Origin of the sequence: Psychrosphaera sp. 1_MG-2023 (genome assembly GCF_030548245.1) — a bacterium.
In the GTDB taxonomy this organism is placed as follows: domain Bacteria; phylum Pseudomonadota; class Gammaproteobacteria; order Enterobacterales; family Alteromonadaceae; genus Psychrosphaera; species Psychrosphaera algicola.
The window spans coordinates 126,705-147,273 of sequence record NZ_JAUORW010000010.1 but is presented as its reverse complement, the minus strand read 5'-3'; the positions used below and the strand labels follow the sequence as shown (position 1 = coordinate 147,273).

The window sequence follows — 20,569 nt, the reverse complement described above, 5'->3', positions numbered from 1 at the left end:
CTTAAAAAACTCCTATTTTCTTCAAAAAATAGGAGTTCCTCCATCAGAGCCACAAAATTAAGTTAGAAATAAATATTAGAATACTTACAGTTTTTTACGTTAAAAAGCTAAAGAAACTCCCCTTAAAGAAAAAGGAAAAACTCCAAATAGAGGTAAGACAAAGCCATAATCAATTTGCATAAACGACAAGCTATTAACTCCAATGAAAACTAAATTAATCTCGACTCTTAGTAAAAGTATTACACTCCAGTAACTTTTTCCTTTACAGAAAATATATTGAGTTTTTTTGTTTGATAGTAAATTAATATTAATGCGGTCATAAATGAAATAAAAAATGAAATCGATGTCGAAATACTTATTCCAACAATTCCATCTTCAATATATTTGTAGTTTAGGAATATATTTGTAATCGCTGCAATTGAACTACATAAAATCATAAACTTAGTTCTTTTTATATAAAATATTATGATAGCAACATACTTATATATACCGTTAAAAACGAAACCAGCCAATAAATATGGAATTACAGTAGTTGCTTCGGCATAGTCTTCGCCATATAAAAACCATAAAACGTAAGGTGATATTAAATAAACAATAAAACTGCTTACGGCCAAAAAGGTAAAAAAGACAAATAAATAGATTATAAAGTCCTTTTTGGACATTAATTTCGCAGTGAACCTTTGAAAATATATAGGGGTTATTACAGAAATAATAGCATCCTGTAAAATACCGATAACGAGTGCAAAAATATTACCTATGAAGTAAACAGCCGAATACTCTAGTCCTAAATAATAATTAATAAAAAAGATGTCTATAGAAAAAAGAACCCACATTGCTAAAGTATGGGGAACAAGTGGTAAACAATAATTTAGACTTAATTTGGCTATTCTTAGACCATTTCTAATTTTAAGAGAAAAAGTAACTTTCTTAGCAAAAAGAAAAACTAGAACTATCAGTACGTCAGCCAATAAAACACTAAGAACTCTACTTTGCCAACCTACTTGAGAATTCAATAGAATGTAGAGACAAAAAACAATTGCTAAACTTCTGACCAATATTGTAATTGAATAATTTTTCGCATCTAATTTTACTTGCATTAAAGTAATATATAGAAACAAAACTTGCCATATACACACACTAAAAGCTGTAATTGCAGTCCATAACAAAGGAAACTGAATTATCTCCCTTATATATGGATATGAAATGTTTAATACTGCTAAGACACTTAAAAGTGCAGCTAATATAATAATAATAGAGCTATAAATTATTAAATTTGTGCGTTTTTCACTCCCATCATAAAACCTTAAAAGATAAGAAGCTGTATTTACACCGATTAAAGGAACTAAAAGCGTAAACAATGATTGATATGTTGCAACCATTCCCATTTCAACCTCATTAAGATATTTCGGTAGCAAAACAGGGATTAAAAACATAATTGCGGAATTAAGGTACTTCGCTAATGTAACAGTTAACAATAGTTTAATCATTTAACAGAAAGCCTTGAGGACAACTTTGAAAAATAGGCATTATATTGCGGGGTACTTGTAAAATAAAATGCAAACAAAATCGCTATGTACGTAGATATTTTTACATTAAATATATTGCCCATTAAAAACTCTGACAATAAAACTATTAGTAAACTTATCCTTGCTGCATGCCGTAAGCTCACGACTTCAATTTGTTTAAAATGAAAATTAAGAATCGCCATAAATATTATCAACAGAATAAATGGAAATAGCCCACCAATTGCGATAAGTTGAAGATAGCCGTTTTCTATATGAAACCCTTCGGTACTATTAGTGATTTTTTCGATAAAACCTAAGAGCAATGAACTGGTACTTGAAGTCATTTCATTATAACTTGCCAACCAAAAAAATATTCTCTGTGAGTCTAACTCGTCCATAAAATTTTCTGCACTAAACATGTTAAACACACGTTCAGGCAGAAAAGGCAAGGATATTAATGTTACCACCAGAAAAAACGGTATAAACTTCAGTCCCTTCTTCAAACTTCTTGTATTCAGTAAAGTGATGGCTAATAAAAACATTACGATACTTGTCCGAGATTGTGAAGTTACTAAAACTATAAAACAAAAAATTAAACTAAAAACAAAGTAAAGCCTGGATATTTTACGCTCTGCATAGCAATGATTAACAAAAATAAACGATAGTACTGCAAATAATCCAAACTGATTCGGTCCTGAAAAAGTGGAATAAACTCTATTATACAATTCAACCATTGAAAACAAAGATTTATCCCCGTCATATCCACCTAAATGAATGTTATAAAATGACTTATGGATGTAATAAACTGGTTCAAATGAAACAAATGTTAAAAGAGCTAATAGGCTAGAGAAAAACAATACAAAAGATGTCAACGCTAATACAAGTTTGCTAGAGTCTACTTTTATTCTTTTTTGATAGTCAAAAACTGAAATTGATGCTATCAAAAAGAAAAAGAAAGTTAAGTTGTTTAATAAAGCTGTAAAATTCAACTTAGATACATTGAAACTATTTCTGATTAGAGAAGTCGTCAATGTACTTAAAAATATTAAGAAAACAATAGTAATTAATTTACTACTACGCCTATTCCACTTTATTTTCATCGATACAATGACATTAATAAGCAAGCAAAAGATAAACGCTACCATTACAAACCGAGAGAAAGGAATATTTAAAGGTAAGGCTTTTTCGCCAAAAATTTTCGCCGTTGGAGCTACCAAATAAAATGTTGAAAAAAATAGAAGAACAAACTGCTGGCCTTTAGAATAATAAGACCTACTAATATTATAAATTATGATAATTAAGGTACTAACTAGTAATAGCATCTAAAAGTACCAATTAATTAGTTTTGTTTGTTCCTGATAAATAATATCTTTACTCATCGTTTTGAGTAAACTAATCCTATCAAACAATTGACAATAATCATCAAGAATAAAGATGTTTTTTTCAGAAAATTTAAATATATTCGGAATAAACTGTCGTAGGAAAAACACAGGGAGTCCACGCTTAAGTAATTCAAACCCTAAAGTAGAAAAAAACGTAATGTATACATTATTGACCTGGTAGAGCTCTGAATTATTAAAATTAACACTTCTCCTATTCAACACATTGTACTCTGGCGAAGGATGAGTATTTACCACTAGCTCAGTATTATTTATGTAGAAATAATCGCTTAGCATATTATATATTTCTGACGTTTTATCTTTAAAATAAATTTCGACAGGTTGGTCTATTAACGTGATCCGTTCTAAAGAAGATGGAATAACCATTGGCGCAATATCATATGACTTATTAACTGACACACATCTAATTTTATCTTTTATAAATATATACTGTTTTAACTCTAACTCTGCTTCATTAGTATAAACGATATAAGTGTCAACAAAGGGTTTAATGTAAGTACGGGACATAGAACTCCCGATACTTGGAAAAAGTAAATCGACTAACTGATAAATATATGCAACAGCACCCAAACGCCTTCTAATTCTCACACCATCCTGAAACAAAGCTATTGTTAATGAGTATTTACATTTTTTTTTATGTAATAGCGTATTTAATTTTTTAGTTGATGTCGACGCAATAATTAATACATTATCACCATCTTTTAAATTCATTCGCTCAAATTGTTCAACTGAACAAACTTCAACATCATGAGATATTGAATTGCCCAAAAACTCAAAATGCTTTTCTTGAATATGGTTCTGTACTTTAATGTAAAGTATTCGTTCAAAGTTAGTTAAATAGCTATTGACTAACATTTATTAATGTCACTCAGCAATAAACTAGCAACTTTAAAATCAAATAATGTATCAATATCTACTGAAGTACCAGGCGACATTACGTAAGCATATGACTTAGATGAAGATAAAATAGATTCAGTTTCTTTCAAATAACTACTACCGATACAATAAATAGCGCCATTCAATCTATAGCTAGTCGGATAATCTTGTGAACGCCGGGCATTCCGAAGGTTAGTCGTGTCAATTAAATTACCTTTACCTAATGACAAATTCCAATCAGCAGGGTGTTCATTTGGACAAACAGAAACTACTATTTCGGCATCATTCGATCTGAACAAGTTAATAGCTTCATCTATGTGTATATTATTTCTAAGAGGCGATGTTGGCTGTAACAATGTAATTTCATCAACTGGGCCAACCAAGGACTCATACTTTTCCATTTCAAAGCGTAAAACATCGATTGTAGAAGCTACATCGTTAGACAAATAATCTGGTCGAAGTTCCAATACTTTCGCACCAGCCTTAATTGCAATGTTTCTAATTACTTCACAATCTGTACTCACTACCACATCATCTACACTGCTTTTTAGCGCAGCATCAATAGTGTGCTTAATCAATGGTTTTCCTGCTAAATCTAATAAATTTTTATTCGGTAATCTTTTACTACCTTTTCGTGCGGGTATGATAGCAAGGTTCATAACAACCCCAATTCAAAAACATCTGTTTGAGCTTTATCAAAATCGGCATGTCTTCCAACATCGAGCCAATATTCGTGAACTGGAAATTTAAGCACTGTGAATTTATCTTTCTTCTTAATTTCAAATAGATTTGGCATATCTAAACGTTCGTTTTTAGGCAATGATTTAATTATTTCATTGGACACTATATATATTCCAGCGTTAACAAAATAACGATAAGTTGGTTTTTCAACAATTCCAGTAATTTCATGCCCGAGACCTTCAACTACACCAAATGGAACCTGAATTTCATAGTCCCTTACACACATCGTTGCATCACTTTTATTTTTTAAGTGAAAACCTAACACTTTACTGAAGTCTACATTTGTTAAAATATCGCCGTTTATCATAATAAGTGGCAAATTAGGAATATTATCCGGCAGTAATGATAATGCCCCAGCCGTCCCTAAAGGGTTTTCTTCATAAACATATTCAATGTCGACATCAAAGTTTTCACCATTTCCAAAATACTCTTCAATTACTTCTGGTAAATAATGCGTCGAAATATAAAATTTATAAAAACCATGTTTTTTAAAGTTTTCTATTAAAATCTCTAACATTGGCCGTCCACCAACTTTTAGCATTGGCTTTGGGCAGTTATCCGTTAGCGGCCTCAAGCGAGTACCAAAACCACCTGCCATAATAAATACAGGATTTTCTTTTTTCTCAACAGATAAAGTTTCGTTTAAAGTTCTAAGTCCTACTAACACCCCATTTTGATCAACAAGAGGTACAGAAAGTATATTTTTTTCTTGCATTAAACGTTTAACAGTAGTGGCGTCGATCTCGCTCGTTAAACTGAAGGGATTGTTATTCATAACTAAAGTCACAGCTTCATCAAGCCCAACCCCCTTTAAAATACCACGCCTAATATCGCCATCAGTAATTGTTCCAATTAATTTATTGTTTGAAACGACCAATGCAATTCTTAGTGCTTCTTTATCGATGACTGCCAAGGCCCCTTTAATTGACATTTCTTCTGAAATTACTACATTTTTCCAATTTGCAGTCATAACTCACCCTGTAATATTTTTGCTCGTTGTCCGTAGACCAAAGAATTCGATTCAATTGATTTGGTAATATTAGCGCCAACACCGATGACAATATTACTTCCCAATTTAATGTTATTAATAAGATTAGAGCCAGTCCCGATATGAACGGAGTCTCCCATGATAACCTGTCCACTTAGAGTCACACCTGGCGTTATGTGGCAATTATTCCCAATAAAACACTCATGTTCAACCGTCGCAGAAGAATTAATTATAGTGTTTTCACCAATTTTCACATCTACACCGATCACTGCATTTGAAAGAATTTGGGCCCCCTCACTTATCTCTGAAAATTTTGACACAACTGCGCTAGGAGCTTGAATAGTAGCAAAAGAATAGCCTAGCTTTTTAAACTTAGCGTAAACGCCCTCTCTTAAATTACTATTTGGCATTGAGCCTATACCGTTAACCAATAAAGTATCTAAAGGGTCGAAATTTAATACATCTGTATCGTTTACAAAATGTTGAAATTCAACAAATATTTTTTTCCCAGCGGTAATTTCCGGAGCAACAACCCCAACAATATTTTCACCTTGATCAAGTAGTATTTCTGCCAAGGTTGCGGCATGTCCACCACCTCCAAGTAACAATAAGTTACTCATCTATCAAACTTCCCGCTTTATAATCCTTGCTAGCAAATGTATTTATTAATTTCCAATAATTATAAGGACTTACACCATCACCAGGTCTTTTAACACATAAGCTAGAACTAGTGATTAATTCTCCTTTAACTATGTCTGTTGCCGCAACTAAACTTTTTCGAACAACACTTCGGTTTTTTAACTCCGAAGGCCTCGGACCTTTAATACCGTCCCCCATTATTTTTTCTACAATTCTAATTGCACTAATCATAGAAGTAAGCTCTTCCGGATCTAAAGAGGCTTTATGATCTGGCCCCGGTAAGTTTTTATCACATGTAAAATGCTTTTCTATTAAAACAGCCCCCTTTGCTACAGCGGCAATTGGTACTGTAATTCCTTCACTATGATCTGAATAGCCTACAGGCAGTTTAAAACCATTTTTTATAGTCGTCATTGCATTTAAATTTATATCTTCATACGGCGCAGGATACTCTGAAGTACAATGTAAAATTGTCACTCTTTCTTTTAACAACTTTTTACCTAATTCTGAAAAATAGGCATTTTCTAGCATCTCATCAGTAGGGTTATCTGATTTATTTAAATACCCAAATGCAATTAATGAAAGTGCTTTCTCAATTTCACTCATAGTTGCCATTCCAGTCGAAACTATTAGTTCACAACCTGTTCGGGCATGATCCAAAACCAAAGGGGCATTTGTAATCTCTCCAGAGGGAATTTTGAGCCGTTTTAATCCCAACTCATCAACCAAGAAAGATAAACTTTCTGAATCAAAAGCTGTGGACAAAAATTCGATCCCCTTACTATTACAATACTCAATAAGCTTATGATGGAATTCAAAACTCAATTCTAGCCTTTTAAGCATTGAGTATTGAGATTCTGTTTTACCTGTATTAGAAATTTGATAGTCGGCTTGCTTTGCATCATCGGTAACTAAGTTTTTAGCCTTAAACGTTTGAAATTTTACAATATCTGCACCGGCTTCAAAAGCTTCATCGACTAATTTGAAAGCAAGTTCTTCACTACCATTATGATTAACGCCAGCTTCTGCAATAATTAATGTCATAATACTACTCTATATTAAAAAATTTTTTACAAGGGTTGAATTCAAGAGATTTTACCATCTCAATTACTGCCTTACTTGCATCGCCTTTGCCATAGGGATTGATAAACCTAGACGAATCACTCGGCATTGTAACAGCTTTGTTTATTGCTTCTTTCAGACTTTCAAATTTAATATCTGAATGGATTACGCTTTTAGCCGCCAAACGCCCATTTTGGCGCACACCTACATTCACAGTTGGTTTGCCAAACGAGGGAACTTCTATAATACCGCTCGAAGAATTACCAATTACGGCTGCACAATTTTTAACAGCACTTAAGTACCTTTTATGCCCTAATGAAGGTATAGCTAAAACCCTAGATACATTTGAATTGGCATACTCTTCAATCATTGGAATAATTTTTCTACCACCGTCATCTGCATTGGGGTAGGTTATAATCACTTGATAATTTTTAAAACAATCCAACGCATCTAAAATTGCTTCAAAACTAGAAATTGGTAATTCTTCTCCTAAAGTAACTGGATGATAAGTTAGAATAAAATAGGGGCGGTCGATTTTAAAAGATAAAGAAGCAGAAAGTTCTTCTATAGACATGAAGTCAGCTCTTTTTATAGAATCTAGTCCTATTGCCCCTACATTAAATACCCTAGTTGGATCTTCGCCCAATTGGACAACTCGTTTTCTGTGTTCATCTGTTGATGTAGCGTGTAGATAACTCAATTTAGTAATTGCATGCCTGATTGCATCATCGTAAGCACCTTCAGTAATCTCACCACCATGTAGATGCAAAATTGGTACTCTCAGTATCATCGCTGTTTGTGCTACAGCTAATGCCTCATACCGGTCACCCAGTACAATTAAAATATCTGGCTGCATTCTACTTAATGCGTCCGTATAGCCTAAAACGCCTAGACCAATACTTTTAGCAACTCCAATTGCCGTATCCGAAGAAAGTAGCATTTCAACTTTCTCATCAATAAAGAAACCATCGTCTTCAATTTGTTTAAAAGTTAAACCAAATTCCGGAGACAAATGAGTGCCGGAAACAAGTAGATTTAGCTTTAACTCAGGGTCATTCTCAATATCTTTTATTAACCAATAAAGGAGGCCATATTCAGCCCTAGTACCTGTAAATACAGCAACATTTTTCATAATATACTCACGCTAAACTGGAGAACTAGGAATATTTACTAATCGCTGTTCTAAATATTCACTGTTAGTTAAGGGTCCACGATCACAAGCACTATAACTAGGTAATCTGTGCATTAATGTCCAAATAGGTCTAGTCATCACATTAGACTTATTCGTTTCGCTTAAAAGATTCTCTCTTTCTTCAAATGTCGGACAAATAACAGCGTTTAACCAATAATTGGATTTCGCATAACTAGGTTCTTTGACAAACTTAAAATCTGACCCTTCAAAAAAGTGTTCATACTTAGTAGCTAACTCTCTTTTTAAAACGAGATATTCCTTTATTACTTCCATTTGGGCACACCCTAAGGCGGCATTCAAGTTTGGCATTCGGTAATTAAACCCAGCATCATCATGAAAAAATTCATATGGGTGCGGCACTTTAGCAGTTGTAGTTATATGTTTTGTTTTAACGCCTAGCTCAGGTGTTCTGCACAAAACCATACCGCCACCGCCAGTCGTTATTATCTTATTACCATTAAAACTGAGAGCAGCTAGTTCACCAATAGTACCAGTATGTTTTCCTTTATAAAAAGAACCTAAGCTTTCAGCTGCATCTTCAACTAATGTCAAATTCCATTTATTGCAAACGACCAATAGTTCATCTAGTTCAACTGGGTGACCAAATGTGTGCATCGGTACAACAGCTTTAAATCGTTGTTTTGTTAACTTGTTGTACGCACCGAGTTCATCTATTAGTGCGTATTCGTCTAAATATGCCTCAAGCGCAACCGGGCACAAGCCTAAACTTGCCATCGACACATCGATAAAAACAGGTTCAGCGCCCATATGATGGAGTGCGTTGCAGGTCGCAACAAAAGTCAATGCTTGAGTTAAAACAAGGTCACCAGCACGAACGTTGGCCATATGGAGTGCAGTATGTAATGCGGCAGTTCCATTAACTGTTGCTACTGCTTTTGCAGAACCAGTAAATTTTTCAATGTCTATTTCAAATTTATCAACAAATTTACCGACACTAGAAACAAATGTAGACTCAATAGTTTCATTAACATACTTTTTCTCATTGCCATTAAACGCAGGAGCGTGTAAAGGAACAAATTCATTTGTTTGATAAATATCTTTAACGAATTTAACTAAACTTTTATTCATACTACGCCCCAATAGTTTACATTTTTCCATCTAAATATTTGCCAGTTTCTAAATGGCCAAAATGTGGAAGCATTTTATAAAACAATCGAACAATGTTATCTTTTTCCCATTCACAATTATCTTTCATCAAGCTTATTTCTAACTCAAATTCATTTAATAATTTACTATTGTAGTCAGGCGCATTTTTAATTACGCCTAGATTTTCAAAGCGTTCTAAATCAAGCGTTTCAGCTTCAGTAAAAAATTCTTCGAAATCCTTTTCTCCGGTTGTGTCACTAGCTTGAAATAAACACGGCCACTTACCCTTGGCAGGTAACGTTTTTGCTAAAGTTCGGGCTTCTTCTTCTGTTTCACAAAGGTGAGGTTCATAACCTCTGTTTTTTAAGTACTTTACAGCAATCTCTGAAAAAGAAATTAAATGTAAGGCTTCACTCAATTTTGGGAAAAATATATCTCGATTATCGCCGAAGATACAAGACATCAAGCACAATTCCCCAGACTCCTGAGGGGTTACAAAATATCTTCTGACATCATTTGGAGCGACAATTGGTTGATTTTTTTGTAGTCGCTGGTTAAAGCCATGTAACAATGAACCATCTGAAAATGCAACATTCGCAAAGCGCGCTGTCGAAATATCTATATTTTCACTATGTTTCATAAGAAACATTTCCATGATTCGTTTCGAAGCACCCATCATATTTACTGGGTTAGCAGCCTTATCAGTTGAAACACAAAAATATTTTTTAACACCACACGCAATTGATTGTTTTACAGTTTTAGCTGTGTTTAATATATTCACATCAATCATACGCATTAAGGTGAAAGGGTCTTTCTCACTGCGAACATGCTTTAACGCTGACAAATTTAAAACATAATCAAATTGACCATCAGCCTTAATAAATGCGTCATATTCGACTGAGCCAATGTCCAATGCGAATGTTTGAAAGTCTCCGGAGATATAACCAAAAGAACTCCTAATATCTCGGACCAATTCGACCATATTATTTTCACTAATATCTACAACATGTAACTTTTTTGGATTCCGTTTGAAAATTTCTTTAGTTACAGCTTGTCCTATTGAACCAGCGCCTCCAATTACCAAAAATTTTGCTTCAGAAACAGTTTTTTGTAAATGTAATTCATTCTTTGCAATATCTTCAGCAAACATTTCATTTTTACGACCTATCAAATTTAAAATGTCAGACATAATTTAGTTCCAAATTCCTTTAGTATCGACCATAAGGCCACTTGATGGTTTATTAGTTTTAAACTGCATATGTTCAACTAACAATACATGTATATCTGCTAACACTTCCGCCCTTTCGAAGGTAACAAGATTGATGCCTGCTAAAAACGGTGATTGTTCTGGTATATTGGGTTCGACAGCAACGACTCTACCTTTATGAAATTGTAAAATTTCTTTAGTAATATCCAATGCGGGGCTCTCTCGAATGTCATCTATATCAGGTTTAAAAGCTAGTCCATAGCATGCAATCGTAATATCTGAAACCATTTTGTTCAGGTTATCTTGAAGGAAGTCAGCAATTGCCAATTTAACTTTCTCTATAACCCATTTAGGTTTTGCATCATTTATAAGACGTGCGGTCTTTATAATTTTAGCTTGTTCCGGCGTTCTACTTACGATAAACCACGGATCTACCGCTATACAATGTCCGCCGACACCAGGTCCAGGTTGGAGGATATTAATACGAGGATGCCTATTTGCCAACGAAATAAGCTCCCAGACATCAATTTCTAATTTATCACAAATAATCGAGAGTTCATTGGCAAATGCGATTTGAACATCACGACAAGAGTTCTCTGTTAACTTCGCCATTTCGGCCGTTCGAGCATTAGTTACTACACAGTCCCCCTCTACAAATGTCTTATACAGTTCTATCGCTTTTTCAGAGCAAAGTGGAGTCATGCCCCCAACAACTCGATCGTTTTCGACCATTTCTCGTACAACATGCCCTGGTAGAACTCGCTCAGGGCAATGCGCTATACGTATATCTGATGATTCACCTTTTTGTTGCGGGAATGTTAGATCGCTGCGAGCTAGGGCTAACCATTCTGACATTTGCTCTGTTGCTCCAACCGGTGATGTTGATTCCAAAATAACTAAATTACCTTTTCTTAGAACTGGCGCGATAGCCTTTGTAGCCAATTTTATATAAGACAAGTCAGGCTCAGGGTCAGTTTTATTGGGATCAATATTAGTTTTAAAAGGTGTAGGAACTGCGATCAAAAAGGCATCAGCTGGCTCTGGTGATAAAGTAGCTTTTAAATATCCTTCATTCACGGCTTTTTGGACAATTATATCAAGTTCAGGTTCGACAATATGAATTTTACCGCTATTAATAGTATCAACAGTAGTACTATTGACATCGATACCAATTACTTTCTTACACTTAGATGCAAACATTGCAGCTGTTGGCAACCCTATATATCCTAAGCCTAAAACAGATATAGTTTCAAATGACACGCGAATTTTCCTATAATTTTTCAAATTTTGATGTAATTTTATTTATGCAATTACAATACTCGTATAAACAATATTGTTACTATTATTTGTCCTACAATTTCCATCCAATACTTTTAAATCTGGCACTGAACTTTTAATCTGAAAACATTTGAGCTTAATACTCTATATAGATTGCTTATAATCCTGTAAATATAATCACTACAACTTATTCAATTAAGCTTACGTAAACGTAACACCTGTAAAATAACTCCAATTCTTATTTTGTGCTTAAAACTAGCTGAAAATATTAAAAACACTTCTATTATGAAAATATTCATTTCTTGGGACCAACTATAATGTCGCGTTAATGGAGGTAAAAAAGTATAGAAATTAATATTAAATTCAACAGCTAAGTCTAAAGCTGACTATAAAAGCGAGATTTGAATAAACCAACAAAAGACTGTTGTAATATAATTTGTTATTGCTTTAGTCTCGCCAATACAACTATATGCAAGATAAATACATATATCATCTAATCTTTTTTATTATAAAAGTGCGAAATTAACACCCATAAAATAGTCGCTATTCCTGCAAATAAAATACTTATTAAAACTATTACAGATCTTTTAGGAGCAACTTTATATTTGGTTTCTGCAATTTTCGCTGGAATTAAAGTACGAAGTAGATATTCTTCACTGATTTCAGTCAACATTATCTTTTGAGTGTGAGATTCAATCATATTATAAAAAACTTCTAGCATTTGTGTATTCGAAGTGGTTTTTATTTTATCTTCAATAAAGTCTACACTTGCGAGTGCTTGCTTTTTATCCTCGCTCCTAAAATATTCGTTAATTTCTTTGCTAAAAATATTCGTAACTTCAAAAGCAACTTTAGGAGAAAAATGCTTTACCGTAATTTCAAATATACCTTTCTCAGCATCAAAATTGACACCAAAAAAATCTTTTTTAAATTTCAAATAAGTGTCATAGCTAGACGGCTCTGATGTGCGTAATTTGCTTCCAAAGAATGACTTAAGTTGAAGCCATTCCCCTAATTCTTTACTGTAAATATCGCTATTGTACTCTAATGTATCCGACTTTCCATCCCAACCTTCAACAGCCATAAATTTGGCCTTTAAGTCGTATTTTAGTATTATTGACTCTAAGTAAGACCAACTATTCATCAATTCTACGGCATGCTGTATAGAATCACTACTCCCGGATGTCCCTAAGTTGACTCCAGCCATTGCAGCTAATCCGCCATATTTAGAGGCTAAAGATGATAACCCACCTTCACTTTCTTGTTGTGCCGGAATCATTCTAACTGTTGAGCTATATATATTAGGTAGGGATAGAGCGTAAATAGCTGAAACCACACCAAAAATGAAAGTCACTATTAGTATTTTTTTATATTCACCAATTATAACTCTAAGTACTTCCTTAAAATCTATTTCGCTATCTACCCCATTATATAAACCTTGTTGGTAATTTAATGTTTCAGAAAAGCGTTCGGTACTTTCGGACACTTTATTAAGCTTGTGCTCTAAAGCTACAACCTTATCCTCTATATCTTTGTTTTTATTCATAATCGTTTTGTAAACATTTGCCTTTTAAAAAACATTCCAATAAAAATAACTAGCGAGATTGCGCTACTTATTTTTATAGCGTACTAATTAATGCTAGTGTAGTCGCACTTTGTGCCAAAATTGTTGTCACAGCCTGCCATAAAGTTAATGTTGGTATCGGAGATACATCAGCTGGAACCATTATTGAGTCTCCAGGCTGTATTTCAAAGCTCGTGAACCATCCATTTATAGCTACAACACGACCATTTGCTTTGATTAAATAAGTATCACTATCTTCAGCGATTTGGTTTACGCCGCCAGCACCGTCAATATAATCATCAATACTATCACCTTTAATCCAAGGTAAAGTCGTAGGCTGGTAGACTTGGCCTAATACACTAACCTCAAACGATTTACGTGGAACAATTAATTGGTCGCCATCACGTAATTCTAAAGAACCATCATTTACCGTTATCTGTTCGGTGGTAACAACCATACGGCCAACAGCTTGCGCTCCTTCTAAGCTGTTTAGAAGTTGTTCAAATGAATCGGCACTGCCCGTTGAATACTCGCCGGCATTGTAACGACTCATAACCATTTGTTGTTTTAATTTTTGCTGTGCGTCTTCTAATATTTTTTGTTCTTTTAGTCTTAGGTACTCTCGAGTAAATACGCTTGCTTCGAGCTCTGCGTAATCTGTAAACCCACCGGCTCGCTCTACAAGTTCTGCAAGAGTCTCGCCTTTGCGAATGGTATATTTACCAGGGAACTTAAACTCCCCCATGAGTTCGACCGTTTCAGCTTCTACCCAATCAGGGATGCCTTTAATAAACAAAGAGTCTTTTGCTTGTAATGCAAAGGATTCTAATGCATCACCTTTTAATGGTATTGTTTGTAAGTCAAATTCCGAGGTGTCGATGCCATTTGTATTAAAGCGAGCAACATTAAAATCAATCAAATAGCTAGATTCGGTATACCCGCCAGCAGCAGAAACCAAATCTGCCGCTGTCATATGTTTTGATAATGGATACGTACCAGGAAAACGTACTTGCCCCTGCACTGATACTAAATCTTGCGATACTGTTTTCGAGGTTTGCGTTTTAATTTCTTCAATTAGATCCGCGAGTAATGCAGCTCGCGGTTCATTTAAACTAAACACGTAAAGTTTATCTTTAGGTGTCAGTAAGATAGTTAAATCAGACTGTTCCTTTAAATTAACCACTTCAAATTCAATTTTATTCTCGATAAAGTTTTGTCTCTTTAACAGGGCATAATTGAAATCAGTAAATTCTTTAAAATCATATGACGCTTTGATTAAGTCATTTACCGTCATGTTTGCACTTAGCGGGTATTCGCCCTGATATTCAACATTTCCGGCTATTTCAACATACTTTGCAGGTTCGTCACTGCGGGCTTGTTTTTTTAATCGATTAACCACAACATCTAAGTTTCGTTTACCATCCGCAGCAAAAATATAAATTTTATCTCGGCTTTCTAACTTAGGGTTTTTGTCTGAATTAGGCGAGTTAAATGCATCCCTTACCGAAAACTGAATTGTAGAAATTGTTCTTATGGTCGGATCTTCCCTAACAATTAGAGCATAATCCAAATCTGGGTTAGTTTTTAAGTCGGTAATGTCTTCAATAACATCTAAAACCCGTTGACCTTTTTTCCAACTAAATACGCCGGGACGGTATAAGTGACCTTGAAGCGTTACAACGTTGTCGAGTTCGTTTAAAACACTGCCAATACGAAGTACATCGCCATTTCTTATTTTGATTGATTCTGCCTTTTGGGCTTCTAGATTTACATCAACTACCGTACGACCACCGTTTTGATCTAAACGCTCTAACTTTGAAGCAGCTAAATAGGCGGTAGCTAATTCATTTCCAGCTAGTGCTAAAACATCAAAAACACTTTCATCGCCTATAACTTCATATAAAGCTGGACGTTTAACTTCACCTGTCACTCCAACAATTGGTCCTGTAGGAGGAACAAATACGACATCGCCAGGCAATAAAGTAAGATCTTTGGACGTATCGCCTTTAAGTAATAAATCATATAAATCTATCGTTTCTACTAATTTTCCGGCACGTTTTAATTGCACGTTTCTTAGGGAACCGACTTGGCTAATACCACCTGATGTATAAAGTGCGTGAGTAATCGTAGATAAAGCACTTAACGAATAGGCCCCTGGTTTAAATACTTCGCCTAATACAAACACACGAATACTGCGCATTTGCCCCATATTAACAATACCTTCAACACCTATGACTTTAGTTTTAAGCTCATGTTGAAAAAGAGTTTTAAATTCACTGAACGTCAAACCAGCAACATTAATTGGACCCAATTCGGGTAGGAAAAACACGCCACTGCGGTCAATTGTTATACTGGCAGACTGTTGTTCCTTGCCAAACAATTGAACCTGAATTTCGTCCCCCGCACCGAGAATATATTCGCCAGGCACTGGCATATTGGCCATAGCTTCAAAGCCGCTAGCTTGACCACTAAAAATATCGTAACCAAATAGCTTTAAAGCTTGCTCTTTGTTAGCTTTGCCAATTTGGCTCGTGCTTTCAATGTCTTTTATTTGTTGTGTTTGTTGCAATTCATCTTTAGAGAAGGCATTTTCAACTCGGGCCGGTTGAGAAACCTGTCTCTCTTGCTGATAATTATTTGCGGTATTAGTGGAAGGAATGACGTCATTGATATCGACGCCATACTGTTTTGCAAGAGCAACTTGCTGCTCCCTAGGGAGTTGTTTTAACTGTTCAATTTGCGCCGCGGAAGGGGTAATTGCTAAAGCGCCCGTACTTATAAAAAATACAAATAATGCGCCTAAAGCCACAAACCTAGAATACTTCATTTTGTAACATCCCTAAACAATTAAAATCTACCCGGCAAAAAGAGCGCGTAATATATCAAATTAATTTTGAAATAGCACAGTTATAGCCTGTCATATTTATTTTTTTGAATTAAGCGGTTAAAAACCAGTCAGATTAAAATCCAAACGATTCATTTTAAAACTAAACTAAGGGCCTTGAAATTTAACTTAGATGGTAATTACCAAAATTAATTTTTATAGCCATTTGGATTTTCACTTTGCCAACGCCAAGTGTCTATTACCATTTGCTCTAATGTTTTTTCGGTTTGCCAACCTAATTCCTGTAAAGCTTTATCAGGATTGGCCCAACATTCAGCTATATCACCCGCGCGTCTAGGTGCCACTTGATAAGGAACTGCTTGGCCTGCTATTTTCTCAAATGATTTAACCATATCTAGCACAGAGTAGCCTTGGCCCGTGCCTAAATTATGAATTTGCACTCCCGTTTTATCGTTAATATAACTAAGGGCTTTTAAGTGACCTTTAGCTAAGTCAACAACGTGGATATAATCTCTAACGCCGGTTCCGTCGGGCGTATTGTAGTCATCACCAAACACGCTTAAATATTCACGTTTACCTACCGCTACTTGAGATATAAATGGCATTAGATTATTTGGAATCCCATTAGGGTCTTCGCCGATCAATCCAGACTCATGGGCACCAATTGGATTAAAATAACGTAGCAATGATACTGACCAGTTTTCATCCGACTTTGCTAAGTCCTGCAAAATAATTTCCATCATTAATTTGCTCTGACCATAAGGGTTAGTGGCAGATGTTGGGAAGTCTTCTGTAATTGGAACAGAGGCGGGGTCACCGTAAACAGTTGCTGATGAGCTAAAAACAAAGTTATAAATTGAAGCTTTTTGCAACTCTTCTAATAAAGTTAACGTACCGTGAACGTTATTTTGATAATACGTCAACGGTATCTGCGTTGATTCCCCAACCGCTTTAAGCGCAGCAAAATGTATTGTTGATTCAATATCTGGATGTTCACTGAAAATGCGACGCAGTAGCGCCCTGTCAGTTATGTCACCCTGATAAAAGGCCACTTCCTTACCCGTGATTTTTTTCACTCGGTTAAGACTTTCTTCCGATGAATTGCAAAAATTGTCGATTACGACCACTTCGTAATTATTGTTTAGAAGTTCCACAACAGTGTGGCTGCCGATATACCCGGCCCCACCGGTAACAAATACTTTTTGTGTCATAATTTATTCTTTATCTAAATTGTTAAACGTTAATTTAAGCAAGGTAATATCTTAGGCTGTTTACTTCAACCTTCTAACAACACCTTAAGATCTTTATCTAACGATGAAAAAGGAGTTTCAGTGGCCCCTGACTTTTCACCTTACGGGTTAACTACTGGCTAACTACTGGTTAACTACTGGTTAATCACTGCCAAAAAGATCGCGGGTATATACTTTATCAGCGACATCTTTAATTTCATCAACCATACGATTTGCAACGATAACATCCGCTTCTTGTTTAAATTTAACTAAGTCATTAACCACACGGGAGCGGAAAAACTCAGACTCTTCTAGCACAGGTTCGTATACGATAACTTCGATGCCCTTGGCTTTTATACGTTTCATAATGCCTTGAATGGCAGAGGCTCTGAAATTATCAGAACCTGACTTCATTATTAGTCTATGCATGCCAACCACTTTAGGGTTTTTAGCGATAATGGAATCGGCAATATGATCTTTTCGTGTGGTATTTGCGTCAACAATGGCACGAACCAAGTTTTGTGGTACATCACTAAAATTAGCCAGCAGCTGCTTGGTATCTTTAGGTAGACAATAACCGCCGTAACCAAAAGAAGGATTATTATAATGGTTGCCAATACGAGGATCTAAACTTACGCCTTGAATAATTTGTTTCGTATCGAGGCCATGACGCTCTGCATAAGTGTCAAGCTCATTAAAATAGGCAACTCGCATCGCTAAATACGTATTTGAAAATAATTTTATGGCTTCTGCTTCTGTAGAATCAGTAAACAACACATCGATATCTTGTTTTATTGCGCCTTGTTTTAATAAGCCCGCAAATACTTCAGCTCGTTTAGATTGTTCACCAACAATTATACGAGATGGATGCAAATTATCGTACAGTGCTTTGCCTTCACGTAAAAATTCAGGTGAAAACATCAAATTATCGATACCTAATTCTTGTTTTAAATTTGCTGTAAAACCTACAGGTACCGTTGACTTAATTATCATTACTGCATTTGGGTTTATTGCAAGGACATCCTTGATGACAGCTTCAACAGAACGAGTATTAAAGTAATTAGTTTCTACGTCATAATCCGTCGGGGTTGCAATAACAACAAATTCGGCATTTTCGTACGCTAACTGTTTATCTGTTGTCGCCTTAAAATTAAGTGACTTGTTGGTTAAAAAATCGGTTATTTCAGTGTCTACAATAGGTGCAACACCACGATTGAGCATTTCAACTTTTTCTTCAATAATATCAACCGCGATCACTTCATTATGTTGCGCTAACAACATTGCATTTGAAAGACCTACATATCCTGTTCCGGCAATGGCAATTTTCATCTAGAGTATTCCGTTAGTAATTTATTTTATTCGATTTACAATCGTATCTATAATTCGTTTTTATTGTTTTTCTTTTTTAGTGTTTACGAATTTCTGACTCGTTACTGGTAATATTAAGCTAAACTTTATAAAAAGCTCGGTACCAATCTACAAACTGTTGAACACCATGTTTTATATCTACTTTAGGTTGATAATTTACAGCCTTAAATAAGTCATCGGTATCGGCCCAGGTTTTATAAACATCACCTGGTTGCATCGGCATCATATTTCTGTTGGCTTTAATTCCAATCGACTTTTCTAACGCATCTACAAAATCCAATAATGCCACTGGTTGACCATTGCCAATATTAAATATTTGATACGGTGCCGAACTATTTTTAGGACTACCAAGCTCTGCATTCCATTTACTATTTGCCTCAGGAACACAATCTGCGACGCGAACCACACCTTCGACAATATCGTCTATATAAGTAAAATCCCTCGCTAACTCACCGTTATTGTAAATATCAATTTGATCACCATCAAAAATCTTTTTGGTAAATTTAAACAGAGCCATATCTGGACGGCCCCACGGGCCATAAACGGTGAAAAATCTAAGTCCAGATGTTGGTATACCATACAGGTGAGAATAAGAATGACTCATCAACTCATTAGATTTTTTGGTTGCTGCATACAGGGAAATAGGATGATCGACAGCGTCGTCACAGTTAAATGGCATTTTCGTATTTAGGCCATAGACCGAACTTGAGGAAGCATAAACAAGGTGTTTTACATTATTATTACGGCACCCTTCCAAAATAGTCAGATGCCCGATTAAATTAGAATCGGCATAGGCAAAAGGATTATCTAAGGAATAACGAACACCGGCTTGGGCTGCTAGGTGGATCACGCGGTCAAACTTTTCAGTTTCAAATAAATTAGCTATCCCCGTTCTGTCAGCCAAATCGACTTTAACAAATCGAAATTTAGTAACTGGTTCGAGTTCGGTTAAGCGTGAATATTTTAAATTAACATCATAATAATCATTGATGTTGTCAATCCCAACAACATCATGGCCTTGACTTGTTAATACTTTACTAACATAAAACCCTATAAAACCCGCAGCACCGGTAACCAGATATTTCATCGACATTCCTGTTTATAGTCAAATTTCCGTAAAACTCATTCTTCTATTTTTCTAAATCCCCCGCAAGTAGCATATGGACTACCAAGTGCTGTTGCTTGGGAGTTAGAACAACATTTTGCTACTTTAACACTATTTCCATTGAACCTGCCATATTTTACTAGGCACAAAAAACCGCAAATCCTTAGTAAATAAAAATTACAACACCATATATATCAAGCAACTCAATTTTGAATGACTATTGAATATTATTACCAACTAAACTCTAAAAGGCTAAATAAGGTTTTAACTTTAACTTTTCATCATTTTGTTTTTACTAAAATTTTAAATAAAAAACATAGATTTTTGACATTGTGATATGCCGTTAGTCGCCATAATAAATTTAGCAGTGTGATTAAATCAAACTAAAAAGCTATGAGTAACATTAACATTAAAATTGAATTACCATAGAAGACACTACTAAGGCGGCGATTGAGTGGTTAAT

General features: G+C 35.0%; 16 protein-coding genes. All 16 read right to left on the bottom strand.

The window, feature by feature from the left end:
- Positions 1–239: 239 nt before the first annotated feature.
- The 16 genes from Q4575_RS11300 to Q4575_RS11225 all read right to left on the bottom strand — a co-directional run bounded on the left by Q4575_RS11300 (position 240) and on the right by Q4575_RS11225 (position 20,088).
- Positions 240–1,487, bottom strand: a complete 1,248-nt coding sequence (locus Q4575_RS11300) for a hypothetical protein (RefSeq protein ID WP_215963157.1) — start codon at positions 1,485–1,487, stop codon at positions 240–242.
- Positions 1,484–2,827, bottom strand: coding sequence for an O-antigen ligase (locus tag Q4575_RS11295; RefSeq protein WP_215963158.1), 1,344 nt, complete (start codon positions 2,825–2,827; stop codon positions 1,484–1,486). Before Q4575_RS11295 ends, Q4575_RS11300 begins: the two co-directional genes overlap by 4 nt.
- A complete protein-coding gene (locus tag Q4575_RS11290; RefSeq protein WP_215963159.1) occupies positions 2,828–3,760 on the bottom strand; it encodes a hypothetical protein in 933 nt (310 codons plus the stop codon).
- Positions 3,754–4,440: an NTP transferase domain-containing protein gene (locus tag Q4575_RS11285; RefSeq protein WP_215963160.1), complete on the bottom strand. Its 687-nt coding sequence runs from the start codon at positions 4,438–4,440 to the stop codon at positions 3,754–3,756. The genes Q4575_RS11290 and Q4575_RS11285 overlap by 7 nt, the downstream gene beginning before the upstream one ends.
- The gene (locus tag Q4575_RS11280) at positions 4,437–5,492 is read right to left on the bottom strand and encodes a nucleotidyltransferase family protein (RefSeq protein ID WP_215963161.1); all 1,056 of its coding nucleotides are present in this window, start codon (positions 5,490–5,492) and stop codon (positions 4,437–4,439) included. Before Q4575_RS11280 ends, Q4575_RS11285 begins: the two co-directional genes overlap by 4 nt.
- On the bottom strand, positions 5,489–6,130 hold the full coding sequence (locus Q4575_RS11275) for a NeuD/PglB/VioB family sugar acetyltransferase (RefSeq protein ID WP_215963162.1): 642 nt from the start codon (positions 6,128–6,130) through the stop codon (positions 5,489–5,491). The genes Q4575_RS11280 and Q4575_RS11275 overlap by 4 nt, the downstream gene beginning before the upstream one ends.
- Positions 6,123–7,193: an N-acetylneuraminate synthase gene (neuB, locus tag Q4575_RS11270; protein WP_215963163.1), complete on the bottom strand. Its 1,071-nt coding sequence runs from the start codon at positions 7,191–7,193 to the stop codon at positions 6,123–6,125. The genes Q4575_RS11275 and neuB overlap by 8 nt, the downstream gene beginning before the upstream one ends.
- A 4-nt stretch (positions 7,194–7,197) precedes the next feature.
- Entirely contained in the window at positions 7,198–8,343 is a 1,146-nt protein-coding gene (gene neuC, locus Q4575_RS11265) for a UDP-N-acetylglucosamine 2-epimerase (protein WP_215963164.1), read from the bottom strand.
- Between the two features lie 12 nt (positions 8,344–8,355).
- A complete protein-coding gene (locus Q4575_RS11260; protein ID WP_215963165.1) occupies positions 8,356–9,492 on the bottom strand; it encodes a LegC family aminotransferase in 1,137 nt (378 codons plus the stop codon).
- 16 nt (positions 9,493–9,508) lie between these two features.
- The gene (locus Q4575_RS11255; protein WP_215963166.1) at positions 9,509–10,699 is read right to left on the bottom strand and encodes a UDP-N-acetylglucosamine 4,6-dehydratase; all 1,191 of its coding nucleotides are present in this window, start codon (positions 10,697–10,699) and stop codon (positions 9,509–9,511) included.
- A gap of 3 nt (positions 10,700–10,702) precedes the next feature.
- Positions 10,703–11,977 (bottom strand): UDP-N-acetyl-D-mannosamine dehydrogenase, encoded by a 1,275-nt coding sequence (gene wecC / locus Q4575_RS11250; RefSeq protein ID WP_215963167.1) that lies wholly within the window; start codon positions 11,975–11,977, stop codon positions 10,703–10,705.
- 511 nt (positions 11,978–12,488) lie between these two features.
- A complete protein-coding gene (locus Q4575_RS11245; protein WP_215963168.1) occupies positions 12,489–13,541 on the bottom strand; it encodes a Wzz/FepE/Etk N-terminal domain-containing protein in 1,053 nt (350 codons plus the stop codon).
- A 73-nt stretch (positions 13,542–13,614) separates the two neighbouring features.
- On the bottom strand, positions 13,615–16,386 hold the full coding sequence (locus Q4575_RS11240; protein ID WP_303523017.1) for an SLBB domain-containing protein: 2,772 nt from the start codon (positions 16,384–16,386) through the stop codon (positions 13,615–13,617).
- 206 nt (positions 16,387–16,592) lie between these two features.
- Positions 16,593–17,615, bottom strand: a complete 1,023-nt coding sequence (gene galE / locus Q4575_RS11235; protein WP_303523016.1) for a UDP-glucose 4-epimerase GalE — start codon at positions 17,613–17,615, stop codon at positions 16,593–16,595.
- 180 nt (positions 17,616–17,795) lie between these two features.
- Positions 17,796–18,962, bottom strand: a complete 1,167-nt coding sequence (locus Q4575_RS11230; RefSeq protein ID WP_215963171.1) for a nucleotide sugar dehydrogenase — start codon at positions 18,960–18,962, stop codon at positions 17,796–17,798.
- A gap of 118 nt (positions 18,963–19,080) precedes the next feature.
- The gene (locus tag Q4575_RS11225; protein ID WP_303523015.1) at positions 19,081–20,088 is read right to left on the bottom strand and encodes an NAD-dependent epimerase; all 1,008 of its coding nucleotides are present in this window, start codon (positions 20,086–20,088) and stop codon (positions 19,081–19,083) included.
- Positions 20,089–20,569: the final 481 nt, after the last annotated feature.